This window comes from Amycolatopsis nalaikhensis, assembly GCF_030264295.1.
GTDB lineage: Bacteria > Actinomycetota > Actinomycetes > Mycobacteriales > Pseudonocardiaceae > Amycolatopsis > Amycolatopsis nalaikhensis.
The window spans coordinates 6,132,897-6,151,900 of the sequence record NZ_CP127173.1; the positions used below are offsets into that span (position 1 = coordinate 6,132,897).

Annotated in this window: 19 protein-coding genes; 9 read left to right on the forward strand and 10 right to left on the reverse strand. The window is 70.6% G+C overall.

Annotated elements, in window-relative coordinates; genetic code table 11:
- The first annotated feature begins 18 nt into the window (after positions 1-18).
- From QP939_RS29985 to QP939_RS30000, 4 genes are read left to right on the forward strand one after another with little or no spacing between them, the layout of a single operon-like run.
- Complete coding sequence (locus QP939_RS29985; RefSeq protein ID WP_285449535.1) at positions 19-426, forward strand: SgcJ/EcaC family oxidoreductase; 408 nt, start codon at positions 19-21, stop codon at positions 424-426.
- A complete protein-coding gene (locus QP939_RS29990) occupies positions 375-794 on the forward strand; it encodes a hypothetical protein (RefSeq protein WP_285449536.1) in 420 nt (139 codons plus the stop codon). The genes QP939_RS29985 and QP939_RS29990 overlap by 52 nt, the downstream gene beginning before the upstream one ends.
- 24 nt (positions 795-818) lie before the next feature.
- Complete coding sequence (locus QP939_RS29995) at positions 819-1,631, forward strand: siderophore-interacting protein (protein ID WP_285449537.1); 813 nt, start codon at positions 819-821, stop codon at positions 1,629-1,631.
- A gap of 9 nt (positions 1,632-1,640) precedes the next feature.
- Positions 1,641-2,870, forward strand: coding sequence for a serine hydrolase domain-containing protein (locus tag QP939_RS30000; RefSeq protein ID WP_285449538.1), 1,230 nt, complete (start codon positions 1,641-1,643; stop codon positions 2,868-2,870).
- On the opposite strand, the gene QP939_RS30005 is transcribed toward QP939_RS30000, so the two are convergent.
- Together QP939_RS30005 and QP939_RS30010 are read right to left on the reverse strand one after the other, a co-directional pair.
- On the reverse strand, positions 2,849-4,012 hold the full coding sequence (locus QP939_RS30005; RefSeq protein ID WP_285449539.1) for a type I restriction endonuclease: 1,164 nt from the start codon (positions 4,010-4,012) through the stop codon (positions 2,849-2,851). The genes QP939_RS30000 and QP939_RS30005 overlap by 22 nt on opposite strands.
- 142 nt (positions 4,013-4,154) lie before the next feature.
- On the reverse strand, positions 4,155-4,691 hold the full coding sequence (locus QP939_RS30010; RefSeq protein ID WP_285449540.1) for a GNAT family N-acetyltransferase: 537 nt from the start codon (positions 4,689-4,691) through the stop codon (positions 4,155-4,157).
- Positions 4,692-4,784: 93 nt separating this feature from the next.
- On the opposite strand from QP939_RS30010, the gene QP939_RS30015 reads away from it, so the two are divergent.
- Entirely contained in the window at positions 4,785-6,014 is a 1,230-nt protein-coding gene (locus QP939_RS30015; RefSeq protein ID WP_285449541.1) for a styrene monooxygenase/indole monooxygenase family protein, read from the forward strand.
- Here the strand turns inward: QP939_RS30015 and QP939_RS30020 are convergent.
- Positions 5,978-6,955: a helix-turn-helix transcriptional regulator gene (locus QP939_RS30020; RefSeq protein WP_285449542.1), complete on the reverse strand. Its 978-nt coding sequence runs from the start codon at positions 6,953-6,955 to the stop codon at positions 5,978-5,980. The genes QP939_RS30015 and QP939_RS30020 overlap by 37 nt on opposite strands.
- 90 nt (positions 6,956-7,045) lie before the next feature.
- On the opposite strand from QP939_RS30020, the gene QP939_RS30025 reads away from it, so the two are divergent.
- Entirely contained in the window at positions 7,046-7,441 is a 396-nt protein-coding gene (locus QP939_RS30025) for a RidA family protein (protein ID WP_285459878.1), read from the forward strand.
- A 4-nt stretch (positions 7,442-7,445) separates the two neighbouring features.
- On the opposite strand, the gene QP939_RS30030 is transcribed toward QP939_RS30025, so the two are convergent.
- The 6 genes from QP939_RS30030 to QP939_RS30055 all read right to left on the reverse strand — a co-directional run bounded on the left by QP939_RS30030 (position 7,446) and on the right by QP939_RS30055 (position 14,773).
- Positions 7,446-8,384 carry a GNAT family N-acetyltransferase gene (locus tag QP939_RS30030; protein ID WP_285449543.1) on the reverse strand — a complete coding sequence of 313 codons (939 nt, stop codon included), beginning with the start codon at positions 8,382-8,384 and terminating at the stop codon, positions 7,446-7,448.
- 43 nt (positions 8,385-8,427) lie between these two features.
- Positions 8,428-9,858, reverse strand: coding sequence for an alpha/beta hydrolase (locus QP939_RS30035; protein WP_285449544.1), 1,431 nt, complete (start codon positions 9,856-9,858; stop codon positions 8,428-8,430).
- 177 nt (positions 9,859-10,035) lie between these two features.
- Positions 10,036-11,034 (reverse strand): TIGR03842 family LLM class F420-dependent oxidoreductase, encoded by a 999-nt coding sequence (locus tag QP939_RS30040; RefSeq protein WP_285449545.1) that lies wholly within the window; start codon positions 11,032-11,034, stop codon positions 10,036-10,038.
- Between the two features lie 7 nt (positions 11,035-11,041).
- Positions 11,042-12,424, reverse strand: a complete 1,383-nt coding sequence (gene hydA, locus QP939_RS30045) for a dihydropyrimidinase (RefSeq protein WP_285449546.1) — start codon at positions 12,422-12,424, stop codon at positions 11,042-11,044.
- Entirely contained in the window at positions 12,424-13,206 is a 783-nt protein-coding gene (locus tag QP939_RS30050; RefSeq protein WP_285459879.1) for a nitrilase-related carbon-nitrogen hydrolase, read from the reverse strand. Before QP939_RS30050 ends, hydA begins: the two co-directional genes overlap by 1 nt.
- Positions 13,207-13,216: 10 nt before the next feature.
- Positions 13,217-14,773 (reverse strand): NCS1 family nucleobase:cation symporter-1, encoded by a 1,557-nt coding sequence (locus QP939_RS30055; protein WP_285449547.1) that lies wholly within the window; start codon positions 14,771-14,773, stop codon positions 13,217-13,219.
- Positions 14,774-15,014: 241 nt separating this feature from the next.
- Between QP939_RS30055 and QP939_RS30060 the strand changes: the two genes are divergently transcribed.
- The 3 genes from QP939_RS30060 to QP939_RS30070 all read left to right on the forward strand — a co-directional run bounded on the left by QP939_RS30060 (position 15,015) and on the right by QP939_RS30070 (position 18,475).
- Positions 15,015-15,689 (forward strand): response regulator transcription factor, encoded by a 675-nt coding sequence (locus QP939_RS30060; protein WP_414641745.1) that lies wholly within the window; start codon positions 15,015-15,017, stop codon positions 15,687-15,689.
- Positions 15,686-16,672 carry a HAMP domain-containing sensor histidine kinase gene (locus QP939_RS30065; protein ID WP_285449549.1) on the forward strand — a complete coding sequence of 329 codons (987 nt, stop codon included), beginning with the start codon at positions 15,686-15,688 and terminating at the stop codon, positions 16,670-16,672. Before QP939_RS30060 ends, QP939_RS30065 begins: the two co-directional genes overlap by 4 nt.
- Before the next feature lie 375 nt (positions 16,673-17,047).
- Positions 17,048-18,475 (forward strand): DUF4153 domain-containing protein, encoded by a 1,428-nt coding sequence (locus QP939_RS30070; RefSeq protein ID WP_331659895.1) that lies wholly within the window; start codon positions 17,048-17,050, stop codon positions 18,473-18,475.
- Between the two features lie 195 nt (positions 18,476-18,670).
- Here the strand turns inward: QP939_RS30070 and QP939_RS30075 are convergent, their stop codons facing one another.
- Positions 18,671-19,003 carry an SSI family serine proteinase inhibitor gene (locus tag QP939_RS30075; RefSeq protein ID WP_285449551.1) on the reverse strand — a complete coding sequence of 111 codons (333 nt, stop codon included), beginning with the start codon at positions 19,001-19,003 and terminating at the stop codon, positions 18,671-18,673.
- Position 19,004 lies beyond the last annotated feature (1 nt).

A 19,004-nucleotide genomic window follows, 5' to 3' on the forward strand; every position in this document is an offset into this window, starting at 1 on the left:
GTTCGTGGAAGGGGAACCATGACTGCCGACACCGAGGTCAGGGCCGTGCTGGAGCGGCTCACCGCGGCCTGGAACGACGGGGACGCGACCGCCTACGGGCGGCTCTTCACCGAGGACGCGGACTACGTGACCTTCTTCGGGATGAACCTCCCGGGCCGCGAGGTGATCGAAAGCTCGCACCGCGCTTTGTTCGAGGGGCCGCTCAAGGGCGTGAAGCTGACCGGGCGGCCGGGAGCCGAGGCGAAGGTGCGGTTCGTACGGCCGGACGTCGCCGTCGCGGTCGTGGGCGGTGGGTCGTCGCTGACCGGTTCGGACACGAGCGACGAGGGGCGCGAGTCGACCGTCAGCTTCGTCCTCGTCCGGGAGGACGGCGAGTGGCTGATCACGGCGTTCCAGAACACGCGCGTGTCGGATCCGCGCTCGTGAAAGCGCTTGCGGAGGCGTCGGGGGTCGTCTCGCGTCCGCCCGGCGAGGTGTTCGAGGCGTTGCGGATCCGGGTGACCGGGGGCGGCTACCCGATGAAGACGGAGGTCGACCGCGAGCGGGGGTTTCTCGCGGTGCAGGGCGGCTGGTGGTACCGCGGCGAATACCGCGTCACAGCGGATCCGGCGGGCGCCCGCGTCGAGCACCGGGTGGTCAACGCGGCGACGCGGGGACGCTGGGGAGTCCCGCTGGCCAACCGGTTCTTCGTCGGGTTCCGGGCGAGGACCGCCGCCGCGTTCGTCCGGTTGCTGGAAGAACTGGGCGGGCCGGGTGGTCGCGCGCCGGATTCCGGGCGTACGGTCGTTAGGTAAGCCTTAGTGGTTGGGAGTTTGCCGATGGCTGAAGCACCCCGGCGGTCCGGGCGTCCCGCGGTGCGGTTGCGGGTACTGCGCACCGAGCGGCTCACCCCGCACATGATCCGGATCGTCGCGGGCGGCGAGGGCATCGCCGGTTTCACGCCCAACGCGTTCACCGACGCGTACGTGAAGGTGCTGTTCAAGGTGCCGGGCGTCGAGTACCCGGAGCCGTTCGACGTCCAGGAGTGCCGCGCGACGATGCCGCGCGAGCACTGGCCGCGCATGCGGTCCTACACGGTCCGGTCGTTCGACCCGGAGGCCGGCGAGCTGGTCCTCGACTTCGTGCACCACGGCGACGAGGGCATCGCGGGCCCGTGGGCGGCTTCGGCCCAGCCGGGCGACGAGTTGCTGCTGTCGGGTCCCGGTGGGGCCTACGCGCCCGGTGCCGAAGCCGATTGGCACCTGCTGGCCGGTGACGAAAGCGCGTTGCCCGCGATCGCGGCTTCGCTCGAAGCGCTCCCGGCCGGTGTGCCCGCGCACGCCGTGATCCTGGTCGAGAACGCGGGTGAAGAGCAGCCGCTGTCGACGAAGGCGGACGCGCAGATCACCTGGCTGCACCGGTCGTCCGGCGGCGACGTCGCCGCGGCGGTGCGGGCGCTGCCGTGGCGCGAGGGCGTCGTGCAGGCGTTCGTGCACGGGGAGGCCGGGTTCGTGCGGGACCTGCGGCGGTACCTGCTCGACGAGCGCGGGGTGCGGCGCGAGCTGCTGTCGATCTCGGGGTACTGGCGCCTGGGGAAGAACGACGAGGCGTGGCGCGAAGAGAAGGCGGCCGAGCGGGCGCGCGAGAAGTAACCTCGCCGCATGGCGGATCTCAAGGTGGACGTCGACCCGGCCGAAGCCGGCTTCGACGCGGCGCGGCTTTCCCGGATCGACGCGCACTTCGACCGGTATGTCGAAAATGGACGGTTGCCGGGCTGGCTCGCGGTGGTGAGCAGGCACGGCCGCATCGTGCACGTCGGCCGAGGCGGCGCGCGGGACGTCGAAGCCGGGCTGCCGGTGGAGACGGACACGCTGTGGCGCATCTTCTCGATGACGAAGCCGATCACGTCGGTGGCGGCGATGATGCTGGCCGAAGAGGGCCTGCTGGAGCTGGACGACCCGATTTCGCGCTGGCTGCCGGAGTTCGCGGCGCCGCGGGTGTTCGTCAAGGGGTCGGCGCTGAAGCCGCTGACCGAACCGGCGACGTCCCCGATCCGCGTGTGGCACCTGCTGACGCACACGGCGGGCCTGACGTACGGCTTCCACCACGGGCACCCGGTGGACGCGATGTACCGAGCGGCGGGCTTCGAGTGGGGCACGCCGCCGGGCCTCGACTTGGCGGCGTGTTGTGAGCGGTGGGCGGCGTTGCCATTGGTGTTCCAGCCGGGCGCGGAGTGGAACTACTCGGTGGCGACGGACGTGCTGGGGCGCGTCGTCGAGGTGGTGTCCGGGCAGCCGCTGGACGAGTTCTTCGCGTCGCGGATCTTCGCGCCGTTGGGGATGACGGACACGGGTTTCGTGGCATCGTCACCTTCGCGCCTGGCGGCGCTGTATGTGCCGGACCCGGGTTCGGGCCGGGCGGTGCGCAACGACGCGTTCGGCCGCTTGGGCACGTCCCAGCCGACGTGCCTCTCGGGCGGCGGCGGGTTGGTGTCCTCGGCGGCGGACTACTGGCGCTTCACGGAGATGCTGCTGCGCGGCGGCGAACTCGACGGCGAGCGGCTGTTGTCCCCGCGAACGGTGTCGCTGATGGCTTCGAACCACTTGCCGGGGCACGTGGACCTGGAAGCGTTCGGGCGGCCGTTGTTCGCGGAGATGCCGTTCGACGGGCACGGGTTCGGGTTGGGGTTCTCGGTGCTGGAGGACCCGGTGAAGGCGCGGACGTTGTCGTCGGAGGGGGAGTTCGCTTGGGGTGGAGCCGCTTCTACGGCGTTTTGGGTGGATCCGGATGAGGACCTGACCGTCGGGTTTTATACGCAGCTGTTGCCGTCGAGCACCTACCGGCTGCGGCCGCAGTTGCGGCAGCTGGTCTACCAAGCGCTGGTGGACTGAGCGGGCGCGACCGGTTCGGCGACCTGGGGACGCGCGGCGGCGAGGTACCTCGCCACCGTGCTCCGCAGGTGGTCGGCGTGCTGGTAGATGTCTTCGACGGTCGTGATCGGCAGGCGGGTTTCGACCTTGTTTTCGTCGAACACGCCGAGGTACTTCTTCGACCGGTTGAACCACAGCCGGGCGATGGGCTTGCGGTTGTTGTCGTCCAGTAGAACCCCGAAGTACGTCTGGGTGTCGCGCGCCGCGACCCGGGCGGCGGGCACCTCGGCGCAGACGATGGCGCGGACGATCCGGTAACCCTCGAGCTCCTCCTCCGTCGTGACGACGCGTTCCCCTTCTTCGGCGGGACCGCTGCCGTCAACGGCTTCCGGCTGCGACTGCTCGGGTCGGGCGGTGGTGCCGCTCGACACGCTCACGTAGGAGTCGGGCCCGCCCAACGCGTTCTTCAGCCGGTCGTTGACCTGCTCGTTCAGGAACTGCCGGGCCGCCTTGCTCACCAGCGGCCCGAACTGATCACGGACCCGCTGGGTGAAGGGACCTTCGTAGACCCTTGTCGTCAAGAACTTCACCCAGTCGTCCTCCGGCTCCTTGAACTGCGCCGCGAGGATGCGCTTGAGCTGGCCGATGTACTTCAGCTCGCCCGCGGCGCTGATGACCGAGTCGAGGTCGAAGGACTCCTTGGTGAGCTTGGCCAGTTCGGGCAGCAGCGTCTCGTCGATGTCGGCGAAGTCCAGCACGAGAAACGGCTTGGCGTCCATCCGATTCGGGGCGTCGAGATCGGTGTAGAACTCGTACACCTGTCCGTTCGTCAGGACGGCGATCCTGGCGTTCGTGACCGCGAAGTAGCGGAAGAGCTGGGAAGCGTGTTCGATGCGGAGCGGATCGTTGATCTTCTTGGCCTCGACGAGAACCTGCACCTGGCCGTCGTGCACGATCGCGTAGTCGATCTTTTCGCCTCGCTTGGTCCCCACGTCGGCGGTGAACTCGGGAATGACTTCGGCCGGGTTGAACACGTCGTAACCGAGCACGGTGCTGATGAACGGCATCACGAAGGCGTTCTTGGTCGCTTCTTCGGTCTCGATGCCCTCTTTGTGCTTGCGGATCTTCAGGGCGAGTGCTTGAGCGCGCTCCGCGATGTCCATTCCGGTGCCGTTCTGTGCGGGAACGTGGGTGCCCTGCCTGGATCGGTGACCCGGTCCCGTCTGTTACCGGCGGAGGCAAAAGAAAATCAGTGATGAATCCACAGCCTCGGCAACCGGGTGGCAAATCCTCGACGCTCTTCCGCTACCGGGCACGCAGCGATTGAGCTTCGTGCAGCAGCACTTCCGCCTCCGCCAGGCCTTCCGCGATCACCTGACGGCCACCGGCGTCGTCGAGCAGCTCCTGCACCGGGCGGTTGTCCGCGAAATACACCGCCGTGAAGCGGTCGAACCCGCGGTCCAGGGCCGCTTCGCCCAGCATGTGCACCAACGCCGATGCCAGCCCCACCCGGCGCCAGGCCGGGGTCACCGCCGCCGCGATCTCCGCCACCCCCGGTGTCCTCGTGGCTTCGTAGCGGGCGATCGCCACTCCCTTGCCTTCGCCGTCTCGGGCGACCAGCGCGAACCTCTGCCGGTAGTCGAGGTCCGTCAGGCGGTCCAGGAGGCGCTGGGTCACCCGGGGCGCCGTGCCGCAGAACCGGCGGCGCAACGTCACCGCGTCGGCGGTCCGGATCGCCTCGCCCAGCTCCGGCGCGTCCTCGCGGGTCAACGGCCGGACCCGCGCCCGGCGGCCGTTCCTCAGGCGGAGTGTGCGGTCGAATCCCCGCGGTGGTTCCGTCACCGGGCCCAGCCTAGCGACGCCCGATCGGCCGCCCGATCGGGCTTGCCCCGTCGAGTACGTTGGCAGCAAAGGGTTTCCGGGGGAGGGGCGGCCATGCGGCGGATCGGGATCGTCGGAGCGGGGCAAGCGGGGTTGGTCCTCGCCATCGGATTGCGCCGACTGGGCTACGACGTCACCGTGTTCGCCGAACGCTCCGCCGCCGACGTGCGAGCCGGAGGGCTCGTCTCGAACCAGTGCCTGTTCCACCCCGCCCTCGAACGGGAACGCGAACTCGGCATCAACTTCTGGGACGGCCAAGCCCCGCCCGTGGGCGAAGTCGCCTTCGCCGCCGCCGGGGAGGGCGTCGAACCCTCGATGTCCTGGCGCGTCGCGCTCGATCGGCCGGCTCAGTCCGTCGACCAGCGCGTCAAGGTCTCCGACTGGATGGCCGAGTTCGAACGCCTCGGCGGCGACCTGCGCCTCCGCCGCGTCACCCCGGACGACCTCGAAGAATGCGCCCGCGAGTTCGAGCTCCTCATCGTCGCCGCCGGGCGGGGGCCGCAGTTCGACGCCCTCTTCCCGCGCGACGACGAGCGGTCGCCCTACCGCGAGCCGCAACGCGCGATCGGCATCCTCTACGTCGCCGGGACGCTCGACGCCGTTCCCGGCCTCACCTTCGGCATGGCCCCCGTGGGCGAGTTCTTCCTGCTGCCCGTGCTCTCGGTGCACGGACCCGTGCACGGCATCGGCTTCTTCGGCCTGCCCGGCGGCCCGATGGACGTCTGGGACGACGTGGCCGACGTCGACCAGCACTACGAGACCGCGCGGAAACTGCTGCGCGCGCACTACCCGTGGCAGGCCGGGCTGCTCGACCACGCTCACCCCGTCGCCCCGACCGAGCTGCTGCACGGCCGGATCACGCCGATCGTGCGCCACCCGGTCGGCACGCTGCCGTCCGGGGCGAAGGTGCTCGCCATGGGCGACACCGCCGTGACCAACGACCCGGTCGGCGGCCAGGGCGCCAACATGGCCGCCCGCGCGGCGCGCGCCTACCAGGAGGCCATCGTCGAGCGCGCCGACCGGCCGTTCGACCAGGAGTTCATGCACGACGCCTTCGCCCGCTACTGGCGGCACGCCCGGCACGCGACGCGCTTCACCAACGACCTCCTGGCCCCGCCGCCGGAGCACGTACTGGCCACTTTGGACACCGCGCAGCGCGTTCCCGAAGTGGCGCACCGGTTCGCGCACCTCTTCGAGAACCCGGCCGGCTACGAGGGCTGGCTGGCCGACCCCCAGGCCGCGTACGCCTACCTCGAAGAGGGGGCGGCCCGGCCCGTCACGTAACGGTCCGCGATCGCGGCGGCCCGATCGTGCAGGGCGGTGCGCAACCATTGTGGTGAAAGGACTTCCGCGTCCGCGGCGAGTTGCCACAGCGCCCATTCGGCGTGCCTCGCGTCCTGAAAGGACACCTCCAGGAGATCCGGTTCTCCGCGGTGGACGGCGAGTGCGGTGGCCACCAGCTCGTCGCGCCGCGCCGGTGCCACCCGGACCAGCACCGTGACCTGGTCGCCGCCGGTCCGGAAGCGCGTGCCGCGGTCCCGCCACGCTCGGTCCAGGTCGACGCCGTCCGGGCGCGTCGCGGGTTCGTCGAGCTCCTCGGCCGCCAGCACCCGCGCCAGCCGGTAGGTGCGGTCCGCGCCCGACCGCGTCGCCAGCAGGTAACCCTGGCCGCGCACGGTGACCAGGCCGATCGGGTCCACCGTGCGCCACCGCGGTGCCTGGTCCACCGCCGCGTAGCGGATGCGCAGCCGGTGCCCGGCGAACACCGCGCGCCGGACTTCGCTCACCACGGCGTCGGGCACCTCCTCGGCCTCCACGCGCCGCTCGAGCAGGTCCGAGTCCGGGTCGACGAGCAGCCGCCGCGCCGCCCCGGCCGCCGTCTCCCGCTGACTTTCGGGGAGCGCGTCGACCACCTTGAGCATCGCCGAAGCGAGCGCCGACCCGAGGCCGAACACCTGCGCGCCCCGCTGTGATCCGGCGACCAGCAGGGCCAGCGCCTCGTCGTGGTTCAGTCCGGTGAGCTCGGTCCGGAACCCGGGCAGCAACGCGAAACCGCCGTGACGGCCGCGTTCGGCGTAGACCGGGACCCCGGCCGCGGACAGCGCGTCGATGTCCCGCAACACGGTGCGGGTGGACACCTCCAGCTCACGGGCGAGCCTGGCCGCGGACAACCGGCCGTGCCGCCGCAGCAGGAGGACCAGCGAGACCAGCCGGTCGGCGCGCATGCGGAAAACCTACCGGAATACCCGACACAGGATGTCGTGATTCCGGTGCGAGGCTGCCCCGCGAAACGACGGAATGGAGCTGAAGTGGCAGTGGAACGAACGGCCGTCAACCCGGTGCCGTGGTCCGTGGAGCTGGGGTTCAACCAGGGCGAGCTGGTCTCCGGGCACACCCGCACGCTGTACTGCTCGGGGCAGACCGCGATGGACGGCGACGGCAAACCCCAGCACGACGGCGACCTGGCCGCGCAGCTGGCGCTGAGCCTGGACAACCTCGAAGCCGTGCTCGGCGAGGCCGGGATGGCCCTGGCGAACCTGGTCCGGCTGAACGTCTACACGACCGACGTCGACCTGCTGTTCGCGCACTATGGCGTGCTGGCGTCCCGGCTCGGGGCCGCGGGGGCCGCCCCGGCGACGACGATGCTCGGGGTGACCCGGCTGGCGATCCCCGGCCAGCTGGTCGAACTCGAAGGCACGGCCGTGGCGTGACGGGCTACGAAACCTTGATGAGGGGCGCGTCCCGGGACGCTTTCCGGAACCCGACGCTGTAGTACAGCCCGCGCGCTGCGGGGTGGCCCGGGGCGCCCAGGCAGGCGACCGTGGCGTGCGTGGCTCCGGCCGCGCGCGCCCGGTGCAGCCCGTGCAGGAGCATCGCCCGGGCCAGGCCCCGGCGCCGGTAGGCCGGGTGCGTCCCGACCGGTTCGAATTCGGCCGTCCGGTTCACCTGGTCGAGCCACAGGATCGCCGAGCACGCCATCGTGCCGTCCGGGGCCTCCACCAGGATGTGCAGGTCACCGCGGTACGCCGAGGTTTTCCGGACACCTTCGTAGCTCTCGGCGGTGTACGTCGAAGGACTCCAGGCGTCGACGTGGGCCCTCACCGCGGCTTCCGGTCCGGCCTCGTCGGCGGTCCGGAACCGGAAGCCGTCCGGCAGGGCGGGCTCTTCGACGTCGGTGAGGTCGCGCTCGTTGAGCTGGGTCCACGAGCCCGTGTCGCCGAGCGCGGCCGGGTCGGTCTCGTAGCCGTGTGCCGTCCAGCGTCGCAGGGCGAACTCGTCGGCGGCGCCCGGCAGCACCGTGCGTACCAGGCCCGCCGCGGTGGTGTCGTACCAGTCGATCACCTCGTCGACCAGCTCCGCGTGGTCCGGGTGGACCTGGTGCGCCAGGTACGCGCCGGTGACGTCCTTGACCGAACCGTCGTCGCGCCGCACCCGGCGCGGGAGCTGCGCCCAGCCCCACGCCACCAGGTCACCGCCGTCGAACCACAGCCGGCGCCGCCAGCTCGCGCCGTCGGCGGCGTGGCCCTTGCCCCAGTTCCAGGCCAGCTCGCCGAACGACGCGTCGGCGTTCACCAAGTCCGGGCGCGTGGCGGTGACGCGCTGGGCCAGGCCCTGCATGAGCTGCACGTCCTCGGCGGTGAGAAGGTCGGTCACAGTCCGCCACTGTGTCAGGACGCCGCACCGCCGTCGAACCGATTTACGCCGGAGCGCAGACGGTGCCCGGCGCGGGAACGGCACCGGTGGTGAAGTAGCGGTCCAGCCAGGCGTCCACGCACGCGCTCTTGCCGCGCGAGCCGTGGCCGTAGGTGTCGAGGCTGAGCAGGCGGGCGTTGCCGAGCAGCCGTTCCGTCCGCCGCGCCCCGGCGTACGGGGTTTCCAGGTCGCCCTGGCGGTTCGCCAGCAACAGGATCGGTGCCGTGGGCCGGTTCCACGGCCCGGCGTAACGACCGGTGTCGGCGACGTCCCACGTGGCGCACGGCAGCGTCTTGTAGACGTCGTACGGGCCGAAGCCGCGCCCGACCCGGTCGGCCTTGCGGGCGTAGTCCCACCAGACGGCGGGATCGCGCGGGTTGTCCGCGTCGGAGCACAACGTCGCCCCGCCGCCCAGCAGGGAGTCGACGTCTGGAAGTGCGCCGCCGGCCGCCGGGGCGTGGGTGGCCGGGTCCGTCAGCGCCCGCAGGAAGGCGGCCAGTTCCGGGGCGGACCGGGCGTCGGTCAGGTAGTCGTGGATCCGGCTGATGGCGCTCTGGTAGGTGACGACGACCTGGCGTCCGGTCGTGTCGGTCACCGTGATCGGGCCGCGTTCGAGCCGGTCGAGGATCTCGTCGTAGTCGAAGGGACAGTCCTCGCCGCAGACGTCCAAAAAGGACTGGAGAGAGCGTGGACCGTCCTCGAAGCCGCGGAGGCGGTAGCTCATCGGCGCGGAGCCGGTCGTCCAGCGCTCGGGATCGTCGACGGCGTCGAGGGCGAGCGATCCGGCGCGGCCCGGGAAGAGGTTGGCGTAGGTCTCGCCGAGGAAGGTGCCGTAGGACTTCCCGTAGTACCGGAGTTTCGACTGGCCGAACGCGGCGCGCAGGCGGTCGAGGTCGCGGGCGATCGTGCCGGTGGAGAGGTGGTTCGCGAGCGGGCCCGCGTTCCGTTCGCAGAGGTCGGTGACGGTCTTCGTGTCGGCGATCTGCTGCCGCTCGGCGTCGCGGGTGAGCGGGAACGTGCCGAGCGCGCGTCGCAGGACTTCCAGCTGCGACGGGTCGGTGAAGCAGTGGATCTTCGAGCTGGCGCCGACGCCGCGCGGGTCGAACCCGACGATGTCGAAGCGCCGGTGCAGCTCGGGCGTCAGGACCGGGGCGAACCGGCCGGACGAGCCGGGGCCGCCGGGGTTGGAGAAGATGGTGCCCAGCTTGCGGGCCTGGTCGGTGGCGGGCAGGCGGCTCACCGCGATCCGGACGGCGCCCGCCGAAGGGTCCTGATAGGACAGTGGGACGTCGAGGTGGCCGCACTGGTACCCGGCCTGGCACGAGTCTTCCCAGACGATTCCGGCGGGGCTCGCCGCGGCTACGGGCGCGCTCAAGGCGACCGCGCTCGCAGCGGCCCCCAGAGCCAGCGCGACACGGAGTTTCCGAGGGTTCATGCGCCCGATCGTCCCGCCCGCGCCCGGGGCGGCACCCTGGTGCGAGCCGCCGGATCCGGGGTAGGGGAGGCCTCACCGCGGGGCCAAGCGCCCCAATGTGGCCTTCGGTGCGTGTGACGCACCCAAGGCGGCCTTCGGTGCGTCAGACGCAACCAAGGCCGCCTTGGGGCGCTTGGGTTAGGCCGTGAGCTTCGGGATGATCTGGCTGCCGTACGAGGCCAGGGTCGCCTCGCGGTCGTCGTGCATCAGGTACAGCGAAAACTGGTCCACGCCCAGCTCCGCCAGTTCCTGCAACCTCTCGACGTGCGCGGAGGACGGCCCCAGCAGGCAGAACCGGTCGACGATCTCGTCCGGCACGAACTCCGTCGACGGGTTGCCCGCCTTGCCGTGGTGGCTGTAGTCGTAGCCCTCGCGTTCGCGGATGTAGTCGGTCAGCTCGCGGGGCACCGCGCCCGACGAGCCGTAGCGCGCCACGAGGTCCGCGACGTGGTTGCCGACCATCCCGCCGAACCACCGCAGCTGTTCGCGCTGGTGCGGCAGGTCGTCGCCGACGTACGCCGGGGCCGCGACGCAGATCGTGATGCCGCCCGGGTCCCGCCCGGCCGCTCGCGCCGCGTCGCGGACCGCGCCGATCGTCCAGCGCGCGATCGCCGGGTCCGCGCACTGCAGGATGAAGCCGTCGGCGTGCTCGCCGACCGTCTTCAGCGCCTTGGGCCCGTAGCCGGCCATCCACATCTCGAGCCGCCCGTTGCGGACCCACGGGATCTGCACGGTCGTGTCGTTCATCGTGACCGCGCGGCCCTCGGCGAGGTCCTTGACCACGCGCATGCAGTCGCGCACGGTGGCCAAAGTGGACGGTGGTTTGCCGACGACCCGGTGCGCCGAGTCGCCGCGGCCGATGCCGCAGACGGTCCGGTTGCCGTACATGTCGTTGAGCGTGGCGAAGGTCGACGCCATCACCGACCAGTCCCGCGTCCCGGGGCTGGTCACCATCGGGCCCACCACGAGCGACGACGTCGCGGCCAGCACGGCCGAGTAGATGACGAACGGTTCCTGCCAGAGCACGCAGGAGTCGAACGTCCAGCCGTAGCGGAACCCGGCGTCCTCGGCGTCCTTCATCAGCCGCACGACGTCCCGCGCGGGCGGGTCGGTCTGCAGCACGATCCCGAAATCCATCGCAACCTCAGTTCAGGTACTGGTTCAGCGACCGGGACAGGAACTTGCCGTGCGACGTCGAGCCCGAGAACCCGTCGGGCGACACGACGACCCGCCCACGCGACAGCACCGTGTGCACGCGCCCGGTGATCTCGAACCCCTCGTACGCGGAGTAGTCGACGTTCATGTGGTGCGTCTCGGCGGACAACGTCTGCGTCGCCGTGGGGTCGTAGATCACGATGTCGGCGTCCGATCCCGCCGCGATGACACCCTTGCGCGGGTACAGCCCGAACATCCGCGCGGGGGTGGCCGAGCACGTCTCGACCCAGCGCCCCAGCGTCAGTTCACCGGCGACGACACCCTGGTGCAGCAGGTCCATCCGGTGCTCGACACCCGGCATCCCGTTCGGGATGGCCCGGAAGTCCCCGCGCCCCAGCTCTTTCTGGTCCTTGAAGCAGAAGGGGCAGTGGTCGGTCGACACGACGGACAGGTCGTTGGTCCGCAGCCCGCGCCACAGGTCCGCCTGGTGCGACTTTTCCCGCAGCGGTGGCGAAGCGACGTACTTGGCCCCCTCGAAGTCCGGTTTGGCGAGGTCCTCAATGGACAGATACAGGTACTGCGGGCACGTCTCGGCGAAGACGTTCTGGCCGTCATTGCGCGCTTCCGCCACCGCCGCGAGCGCCTGCGACGCGGACAGATGCACGATGTACAACGGCGAACCGGTCACCTTCGCGAGCTGGATCGCCCGCGACGTCGCTTCTCCCTCCAGTTCCGGCGGCCGGGTGAGGCCGTGCTGCACGGGGTCGATGTTGCCCGCGGCGAACGCCTGCGCCGCCAGCTGGTCGATCGCGATGCCGTTTTCCGCGTGCATCATGATCGTAGCGCCGATTTCGCGCGCTTTCTGCATCGCCAGCAGGATTTCCCCGTCCGTGGAGTAGAACACCCCCGGGTACGCCATGAACATCTTGAAGCTGCCGACGCCGCCGTCGACGCAGGCTTCCATCTCCTTCAACGACTGGTCGTTGACGTCGGAGACGATCATGTGGAAGCCGTAGTCGATCGCGCAGTTGCCGTCGGCCTTGCTGTGCCACTTGTCCAGTGTGGACAGCAGCGATGTGCCCTTGGCCTGCACGGCGAAGTCGATGATCGTCGTGGTGCCGCCCCACGCGGCCGCCGTCGTCCCGGTCGAGAACGTGTCGACCGAGTGCGTGCCGCCGAACGGCATCTCCATGTGCGTGTGGGCGTCGATGCCGCCGGGCAGCACGTACTTGCCGGTGGCGTCGATCGTCTCGTCGCCGGACAGCGTCCCGGGCGCCCCGACGGCGGCGATGGTCTCGCCGTCGACGAGGACGTCCGCCAGGAGCGCGCCGGACGGCGAAACGACTTGTCCGCCCTGGATGAGCGTGGTCATCAGGCCTCCGCGAGCGGGCCGTAGGTGTCCGGGCGGCGGTCTCGGTAGAACGCCCACGTGTTCCGGACCTCTTCGAGCAGCGAGAGGTCGAGGTCGCGCACGACGACCTCGTCGTCGGTGTCGGACGCGGCGTCCCCGACGAGCTGCCCGCGTGGGTCGACGAAGTACGTCTGGCCGTAGAAGTCGTTGTCGCCCAGCGGTTCCACGCCGACCCGGTTGATCGCGCCGACGAAGTACTCGTTGGCCACCGCGGCCGCGGGCTGCTCCAGCTTCCACAGGTACTGCGACAGGCTGCGGCTGGTCGCGGACGGGTTGAAGACGATCTTCGCCCCGGCCAGCCCGAGCGCGCGCCAGCCCTCGGGGAAGTGCCGCTCGTAGCAGATGTAGACGCCGATGCGGCCCACCGCCGTGTCGAACACCGGGTAGCCGAGGTTGCCGGGGCGGAAGTAGAACTTCTCCCAGAACCCCTTCACCTGCGGGATGTGGTTCTTGCGGTACTTGCCGAGGTAGGTGCCGTCGGCGTCGATCACCGCGGCGGTGTTGTAGTAGACGCCGGGCTGCTCGACCTCGTACATCGGCACGATCAGCACGACGCCGTGGCGCTGGGCCACCTCCCGCATGAGCTGCGTCGTCGGGCCGTCGGGGATGGCCTCGGTGTAGGAGTAGTAGTCGGTGTCCTGCACCTGGCAGAAGTACGGCCCGTAGAACAGCTCCTGCAGGCAGACGACCTGGGCGCCCTGCGAGGCGGCGGTGGCGATGTGGTCGACCGCCGCCTTGATCATGGACTCCTTGTCACCCGTCCACCGCTGCTGGATCAATCCGGCTCGAACCACGCTCACTGATCTCCTCCTTGTTCGGTGACGGAAGGGACAAGGCGGCGAAGACGACGAACGCGCCGACCAGGCCGACCACCCAGTTGTAGTCGTAAAGCGGCTTGAGGAACGGGATGATCCCGTCGGCGGGGAACGGTCCGCCGTACGCGCCACCGACCGCCAACACGGCTCCCACCAGCGTCGCGATCAGCGCGCGCCAGTTCCAGCCGCCGCTGAACCAATACACCCCATCGGGTGTGTAGAGGTCCTTCAGCCGCAGCTTGGTGCGGCTGACCACCCAGTACCCGGCGACGAGCACGCCGGCGACCGCGCCGAGCAGGCCGCCGTAGAAGCCGAGCCAGGCGAAGATGTAGATGTTCGGGTCGGAGTACAGCCGCCACGGCTGGATGAGGATGCCGATGACGCCGGTGATCCCGCCGCCGACCGCGAAGGTGATCTTCTTCGGGAAGGCGTTCGAGAAGTCGTAGGACGGGCTCACGACGTTGGCCGCCAGGTTCGCCGAGATCGTCGCCAGCACCAGCGCGACCAGGGCGACGACCACCACGACCGGGCTGGAGAACTTGTCGGCCAGCTGCGCCGGGTCCCAGATGTCCTCGCCGTAGAGCACGTGCCCGCCCGACGTCGTCAGGATGGCCACGATCGCGATGAACGTCATCGTCGTCGGCAGGCCGAGGATCTGGCCGCGGACCTGCTTGCGCTGGCTGCCGCCGAAGCGGGTGAAGTCCGGCATGTTCAGCGACAGCGTCGACCAGAACGCGATCATCGCCATCAACGCCGGCGCGAAGACCTTCCAGAAGTCCGGGCCCCAGCCGAGCTTGCCGCCGTCGGACAGGATCGGGCCGAGCCCGCCCGCCTTGACCAGCACGTACCCGAGCATGATCAGGAAGCCGACGGACACCAGCGGCGCCGTCCAGTTCTCGAACCGGCGGACCGCCTCCATGCCGCGCCAGATGATGAGCATCTGGCCGATCCAGAAGACCACGAAGGACAGCCAGAGCGTCCAGTGCTGCCCGGCGACGACGGCGGAGTCGCGCCACCACGAGCCGAGCAGGCGGCCGAGGATGACGTAGATGGCCTCGCCGCCGACCCAGGTCTGGATGCCGAACCAGCCGCACGCGATGAACGCGCGCAGCAGTGCGGCCAGGTTGGCGCCGCGCAGGCCGTAGAACGCGCGGGCGAACACCGGGAACGGGATGCCGTACTTGGTGCCGGCGTGGCTGTTGAGCAGCATCGGCGCGAGCACGACGATGTTGCCGATGGTGATCGTGATCAGCGCCTGCACCCAGTTCATGCCGAGCGCGATCAGCGACGCGGCCAGTGCGTAGCTGGGGATGTTGTGGGCCATCCCCATCCAGAGCGCGAAGTAGTTGTAGGTGGTCCAGGTCCGCTTTTCGACGGGGACGGGGGCCAGTTCCTCGTTGAAGAACCGGCTGCCTTCGAGAGACCGGACGTCGGCGGGGTCGAGCTCGACCCGGCCGTCGTCGTGCACGCGCTGGGCTGCGGGTGTCGGCGCCATTGCGGAATCCTGCGCGCCCGGTCGCGGCCGGGGCAACGGCAGACTGTTCACTCTTCCCCGATCAGGAGTGCAGTCTGTCGATTGCGCGATCGGGCGTCGGAGTGCATGACCTGCGTCACACATCAGGCCGTCATGAACCGGCAAAGAGGGTGAAACGTCTCCACAGGATCTCCACACTTCACGCGAACCGTCTCCACCGGGGGTGCTTAAGGTCGTGGCCATGGAACTGGGTGGGCGGCGGGTGCTGGTCGTCGAGGACGACGTCACGATCGCCGCGTCGATCGCGGCCCGGCTGCGGGCCGAGGGGTTCACGGTGGACGTCGCGCACGACGGGCCGTCCGCCGTCTCGGCCGAGGCGTCGGGGGAGCCGGACCTGGTCGTGCTGGACGTGATGCTGCCGGGGTTCGACGGCTTGGAGGTCTGCCGCCGGATCCAGGGACGGCGGCCGGTGCCGGTGCTGATGCTGACCGCGCGCGCCGACGAGACGGACATGCTGGTCGGGCTGGGGGTCGGCGCCGACGACTACCTGACGAAGCCGTTCTCGATGCGGGTGCTGACGGCCCGGGTGCACGCCCTGCTGCGGCGGGTCGAGCGGTCGTCGTCGGGGGCTTCGGGGGCCCGGATCGTGCTGGGCGACCTCGAGATCGACGTCGACCAGCGGCGCGTCGCGAGGGCGGGGGTCGCGGCTCAGCTGACGCCGATCGAGTTCGACCTGCTGGTCCACTTCGCGCGGCGGCCGCGGGTGGTCCAGCCGCGCGAACGGCTGCTGTCGGAGGTGTGGGACTGGGACGTCCACGGCACGTCGGCGGGCACGCGGGCGGTGGACAGCCACATCAAGGCGTTGCGCCGGAAGCTGGGGGCGGACCTGATCCGCACGGTGCACGGCGTCGGGTACGCGCTGGAGGCGGGATCGTGAAGCTGCTGCCCCGGCCACTGGACCGGATCCGCTCGATCAAGCTGAAGCTGGCGATCCTGATGGTCGCGTCGGGTGGGATCGCGTTCGCGTTCTTCAACTGGCAGATCGGCTGGCTGCCCCCGCGCACGACGATCACCGCGATGGTGCTGGCGCTGGTGTTGTCCCAGGTGCTGGCGCACGGCATGACGCGGCCGCTGCGCGAGATGACGGCGGCCGCACGGGCGATGGCGAAGGGCGACTACACGCGCCGGATCCGCGCGACCACGCGCGACGAGGTGGGGTCGCTGGCGCGGGCGTTCAACCAGATGGCGGGCGACCTCGGCGACGCGGACCGGCAGCGCCGCGAGCTGATCGCGAACGTGTCCCACGAGCTGCGCACGCCGATCACGGCGTTGAACGGGGTGCTGGAGAACCTGGTCGACGGCGTCGAGGACCCGGACCCGGCGACGTTGAAGACGGCGTTGCAGCAGACGGAGCGCCTGGCGACGCTGGTCGACGAGCTGCTCGACCTTTCCCGGCTCGACGCCGGGGCCATTCCACTGCACAAGACGTCGTTCCCGCTGGCTGCTTTGTTGACCGAGGCGGTTTCGGAGGCGGCTTTGGTGCGCGGGGTGACTTTCTCGGTGTCGGTCTCGCCGCCGGACGCGATCGTGACGGCGGACCGGGGACGGTTGTTCCAGGTGGTGGCCAATTTGCTGGAGAACGCGGCCCGCCACGGCCCGGCCGGTGGTGAGGTGCGGGTGCTCGCCGAGGTGCGGCCGGGGGAGGTGCGCGTCGAGGTGTGCGACGAAGGTCCGGGGATCGCTCCGGCCGATCGGGAGCGGGTCTTCGAGCGGTTCACCCGGGGGGAGCGGCCGTCCGGGGGTGGGACCGGGCTGGGACTGGCGATCGCTCGGTGGGCTGTCGACTTGCACGGCGGGACCATCGCTGTGGTTGATTCCTCGCCTGGGTGCCGGATTCGGGTGAGTCTGCCGACGGGCTGAGGGTTTTCGGTGTCGCGAATGACTCATTCGGGACGCCAGAGGTCTCGAATGAGTCATTCGCGACCTGCCGGGTGACGTGCTCGCCGGGGCCGGGGCGGCTCGCGAGCACTGGTATTTGCGAATGTGAAGGTGGGGAAGATGCCCAAGAACAGGTTTGATGGCGCCGGTGTGCCACGGGGAAAGCGCTCGCGGGTGGCCGGGCCGGAGGTGGCTTCGGTGGATGTGGAGGATGCCAGCGGTGGTGCCGCGCGGGGCGGCGCTGCGGGTGGGAGTGCAGGCGGCGGCAGGTCGGGGGCTGCCGCCGGGGCTGCGGCCGCCGGGGGTGGGCCAGCGGGTGGCGTCGCCGTTGCCGCTCCGCCTTTTCTTCTGCGGCCTATTCCTCCGCCCAAGTCCGCCGTTGTCCCGCTTCCGCCTGCCGTGCTGCCCGCCGCCGTCGTTGCCGGGGTTGCCGGGGCCCTCGTTCTGCCCGTCGATCGGCCCGGTGTCGGGTGGCTGCTCAGCGGTCTCGCCGTCGCCGGGGCCGTCTTCCTTGCCGATCGTCGTTCTCGGGCCGATGGCGACCGCGGCCCCTTCACCCTGGTCAGTGCCGGGTGGGCCCTTCTCTCACTCGCCCTGCTCGGGGTGGGCGCCGTGCGGGCGTCCGGGTGGCTCTTCGTCCTCTGCGTGCTCGCCGCCGTCGTCACCGGGTCGCTCGCCGTCGTCGGGAAGCGGACCGTCAACTCCGTCTTCTACGACATGCTGGCCGTGCCCCTCGAAGCCTTCCGGGCCATTCCGTGGGCCGGGCGCGGAGTCGGCCGCTTCGCCTCCCGCCGCGACGGGGTCGCCCGGCGGATCGCGCTCGCCGTGCTGGCCGCCGCCGTGCTCGTCGCCGTTTTCGTGCCGCTGCTCGCCAGTGCCGATGCCGCCTTCGCCGCCGTCGTCAACGCCGTTGTTCCCGATCTCAGCGTTCCCGTTCTCGTGCGGTGGTGCTGCGTGTTCGCCGTTGTCGCGTCGGTCGTCGCCGGGGCTTGCTACTTCCTTGCCGCACCACCGCACCGCGCGTCGGCGAACCGTCCACGCCGGACCGGATACGGTCTGGAATGGACGGTCCCGCTGACCGTCCTCGTCGCGCTGTTCAGCGTGTTCGTCGGCGTCCGGCTCGTGGTGCTGTTCGGTGGCACGGAGTACGTCCTGCGCACCAGCGGCCTGACGTCGGCGCAGTACGCCCGCGGCGGCTTCTGGCAGCTGTGCGCCGTCACCGTCCTGACGCTCGCGATCGTGTCCGCGGCCCTGCGCTGGGCCCCGAACGCGACCCAAGCCGACCGGCTCCGCCAGCGCGTCCTGCTCGGCGCGTTGAGCGCGCTGAGCCTGGTGCTCGTCGGGTCGGCGTTGAGTCGCATGTGGACCTACCAGGAGGCGTACGGCTTCACCGTCCTGCGACTGCTGGTCGAGGTCTGCGAACTGTGGTTCGGCGCGGTGTTCGTGCTGGTGTGCGCGTCGCTGGTCAGGCTGCGCTCGACGTGGCTGCCCCGCGCGGCGATCGGCACGGCCGCCGCGGCGCTGCTGGTGCTCGCGGTCCTCGACCCGGAACGCCTCATCGCCGACGCCAACGTCGACCGCGCGATCGACGGCCGACCCCTCGACCACCGCTACCTGGCGGGCTTTTCGACGGACGTGGTCCCCGTGGTGTCGGCCCGCCTGCCGGAGCCGCTGCGTTCGTGCGTGCTGCGCGAGGTGCTGGCGGACGACACCCCGGACGGCTGGCCCGCCTGGAACCTCAGCCGCGCGAGCGCACGTGACGTACCTCTCGCACCCTGCGGCTGAACCCCGCGCCCGGGCGACGCGTGATTACCGGTTACGCGGAAGCCACCGGGCCGTCGTGGGGGCGGCCCGGCGGCTTCCGTGTGCCGAGCGCGGCCACCAGGGCCGCTGGCATGGGGCACAGCCTGCCCAAGGACCGGCCGTGCCCCATCGGGCGATGGGCGTTCCCTGTCGCGAAACGGCGTCAGGCCCGGAAACTCAGAACGCGAAAACGCCGTCCGAGTCGCGGTCGGCGATGCAGCGGTTGGGGTACGTCGTCTTGAACGTCACCGGCTTTCCGCGCCAGGTGCCGACCGCTGTCGCGTCCACCGGGGCGTAGATCAGCGTGCACGCCTGGTGCCGCGGCGTCACCTTCGACAGGTCGCCGCCGACGCTCGCCAGTACCGCGCACGCCTTGTCGCGCTTCGGGTGCGTGCCGCCGTTCGGGTCGCACGTCAGGGCCACCGAGCCGATCCGGCCGGCCGTGTCGTGGGTGGTCAGCTGCAGCGTCGACGCCGGGGGTTGCGCCGGCGCGAGGCAGTTCAAGGTCATC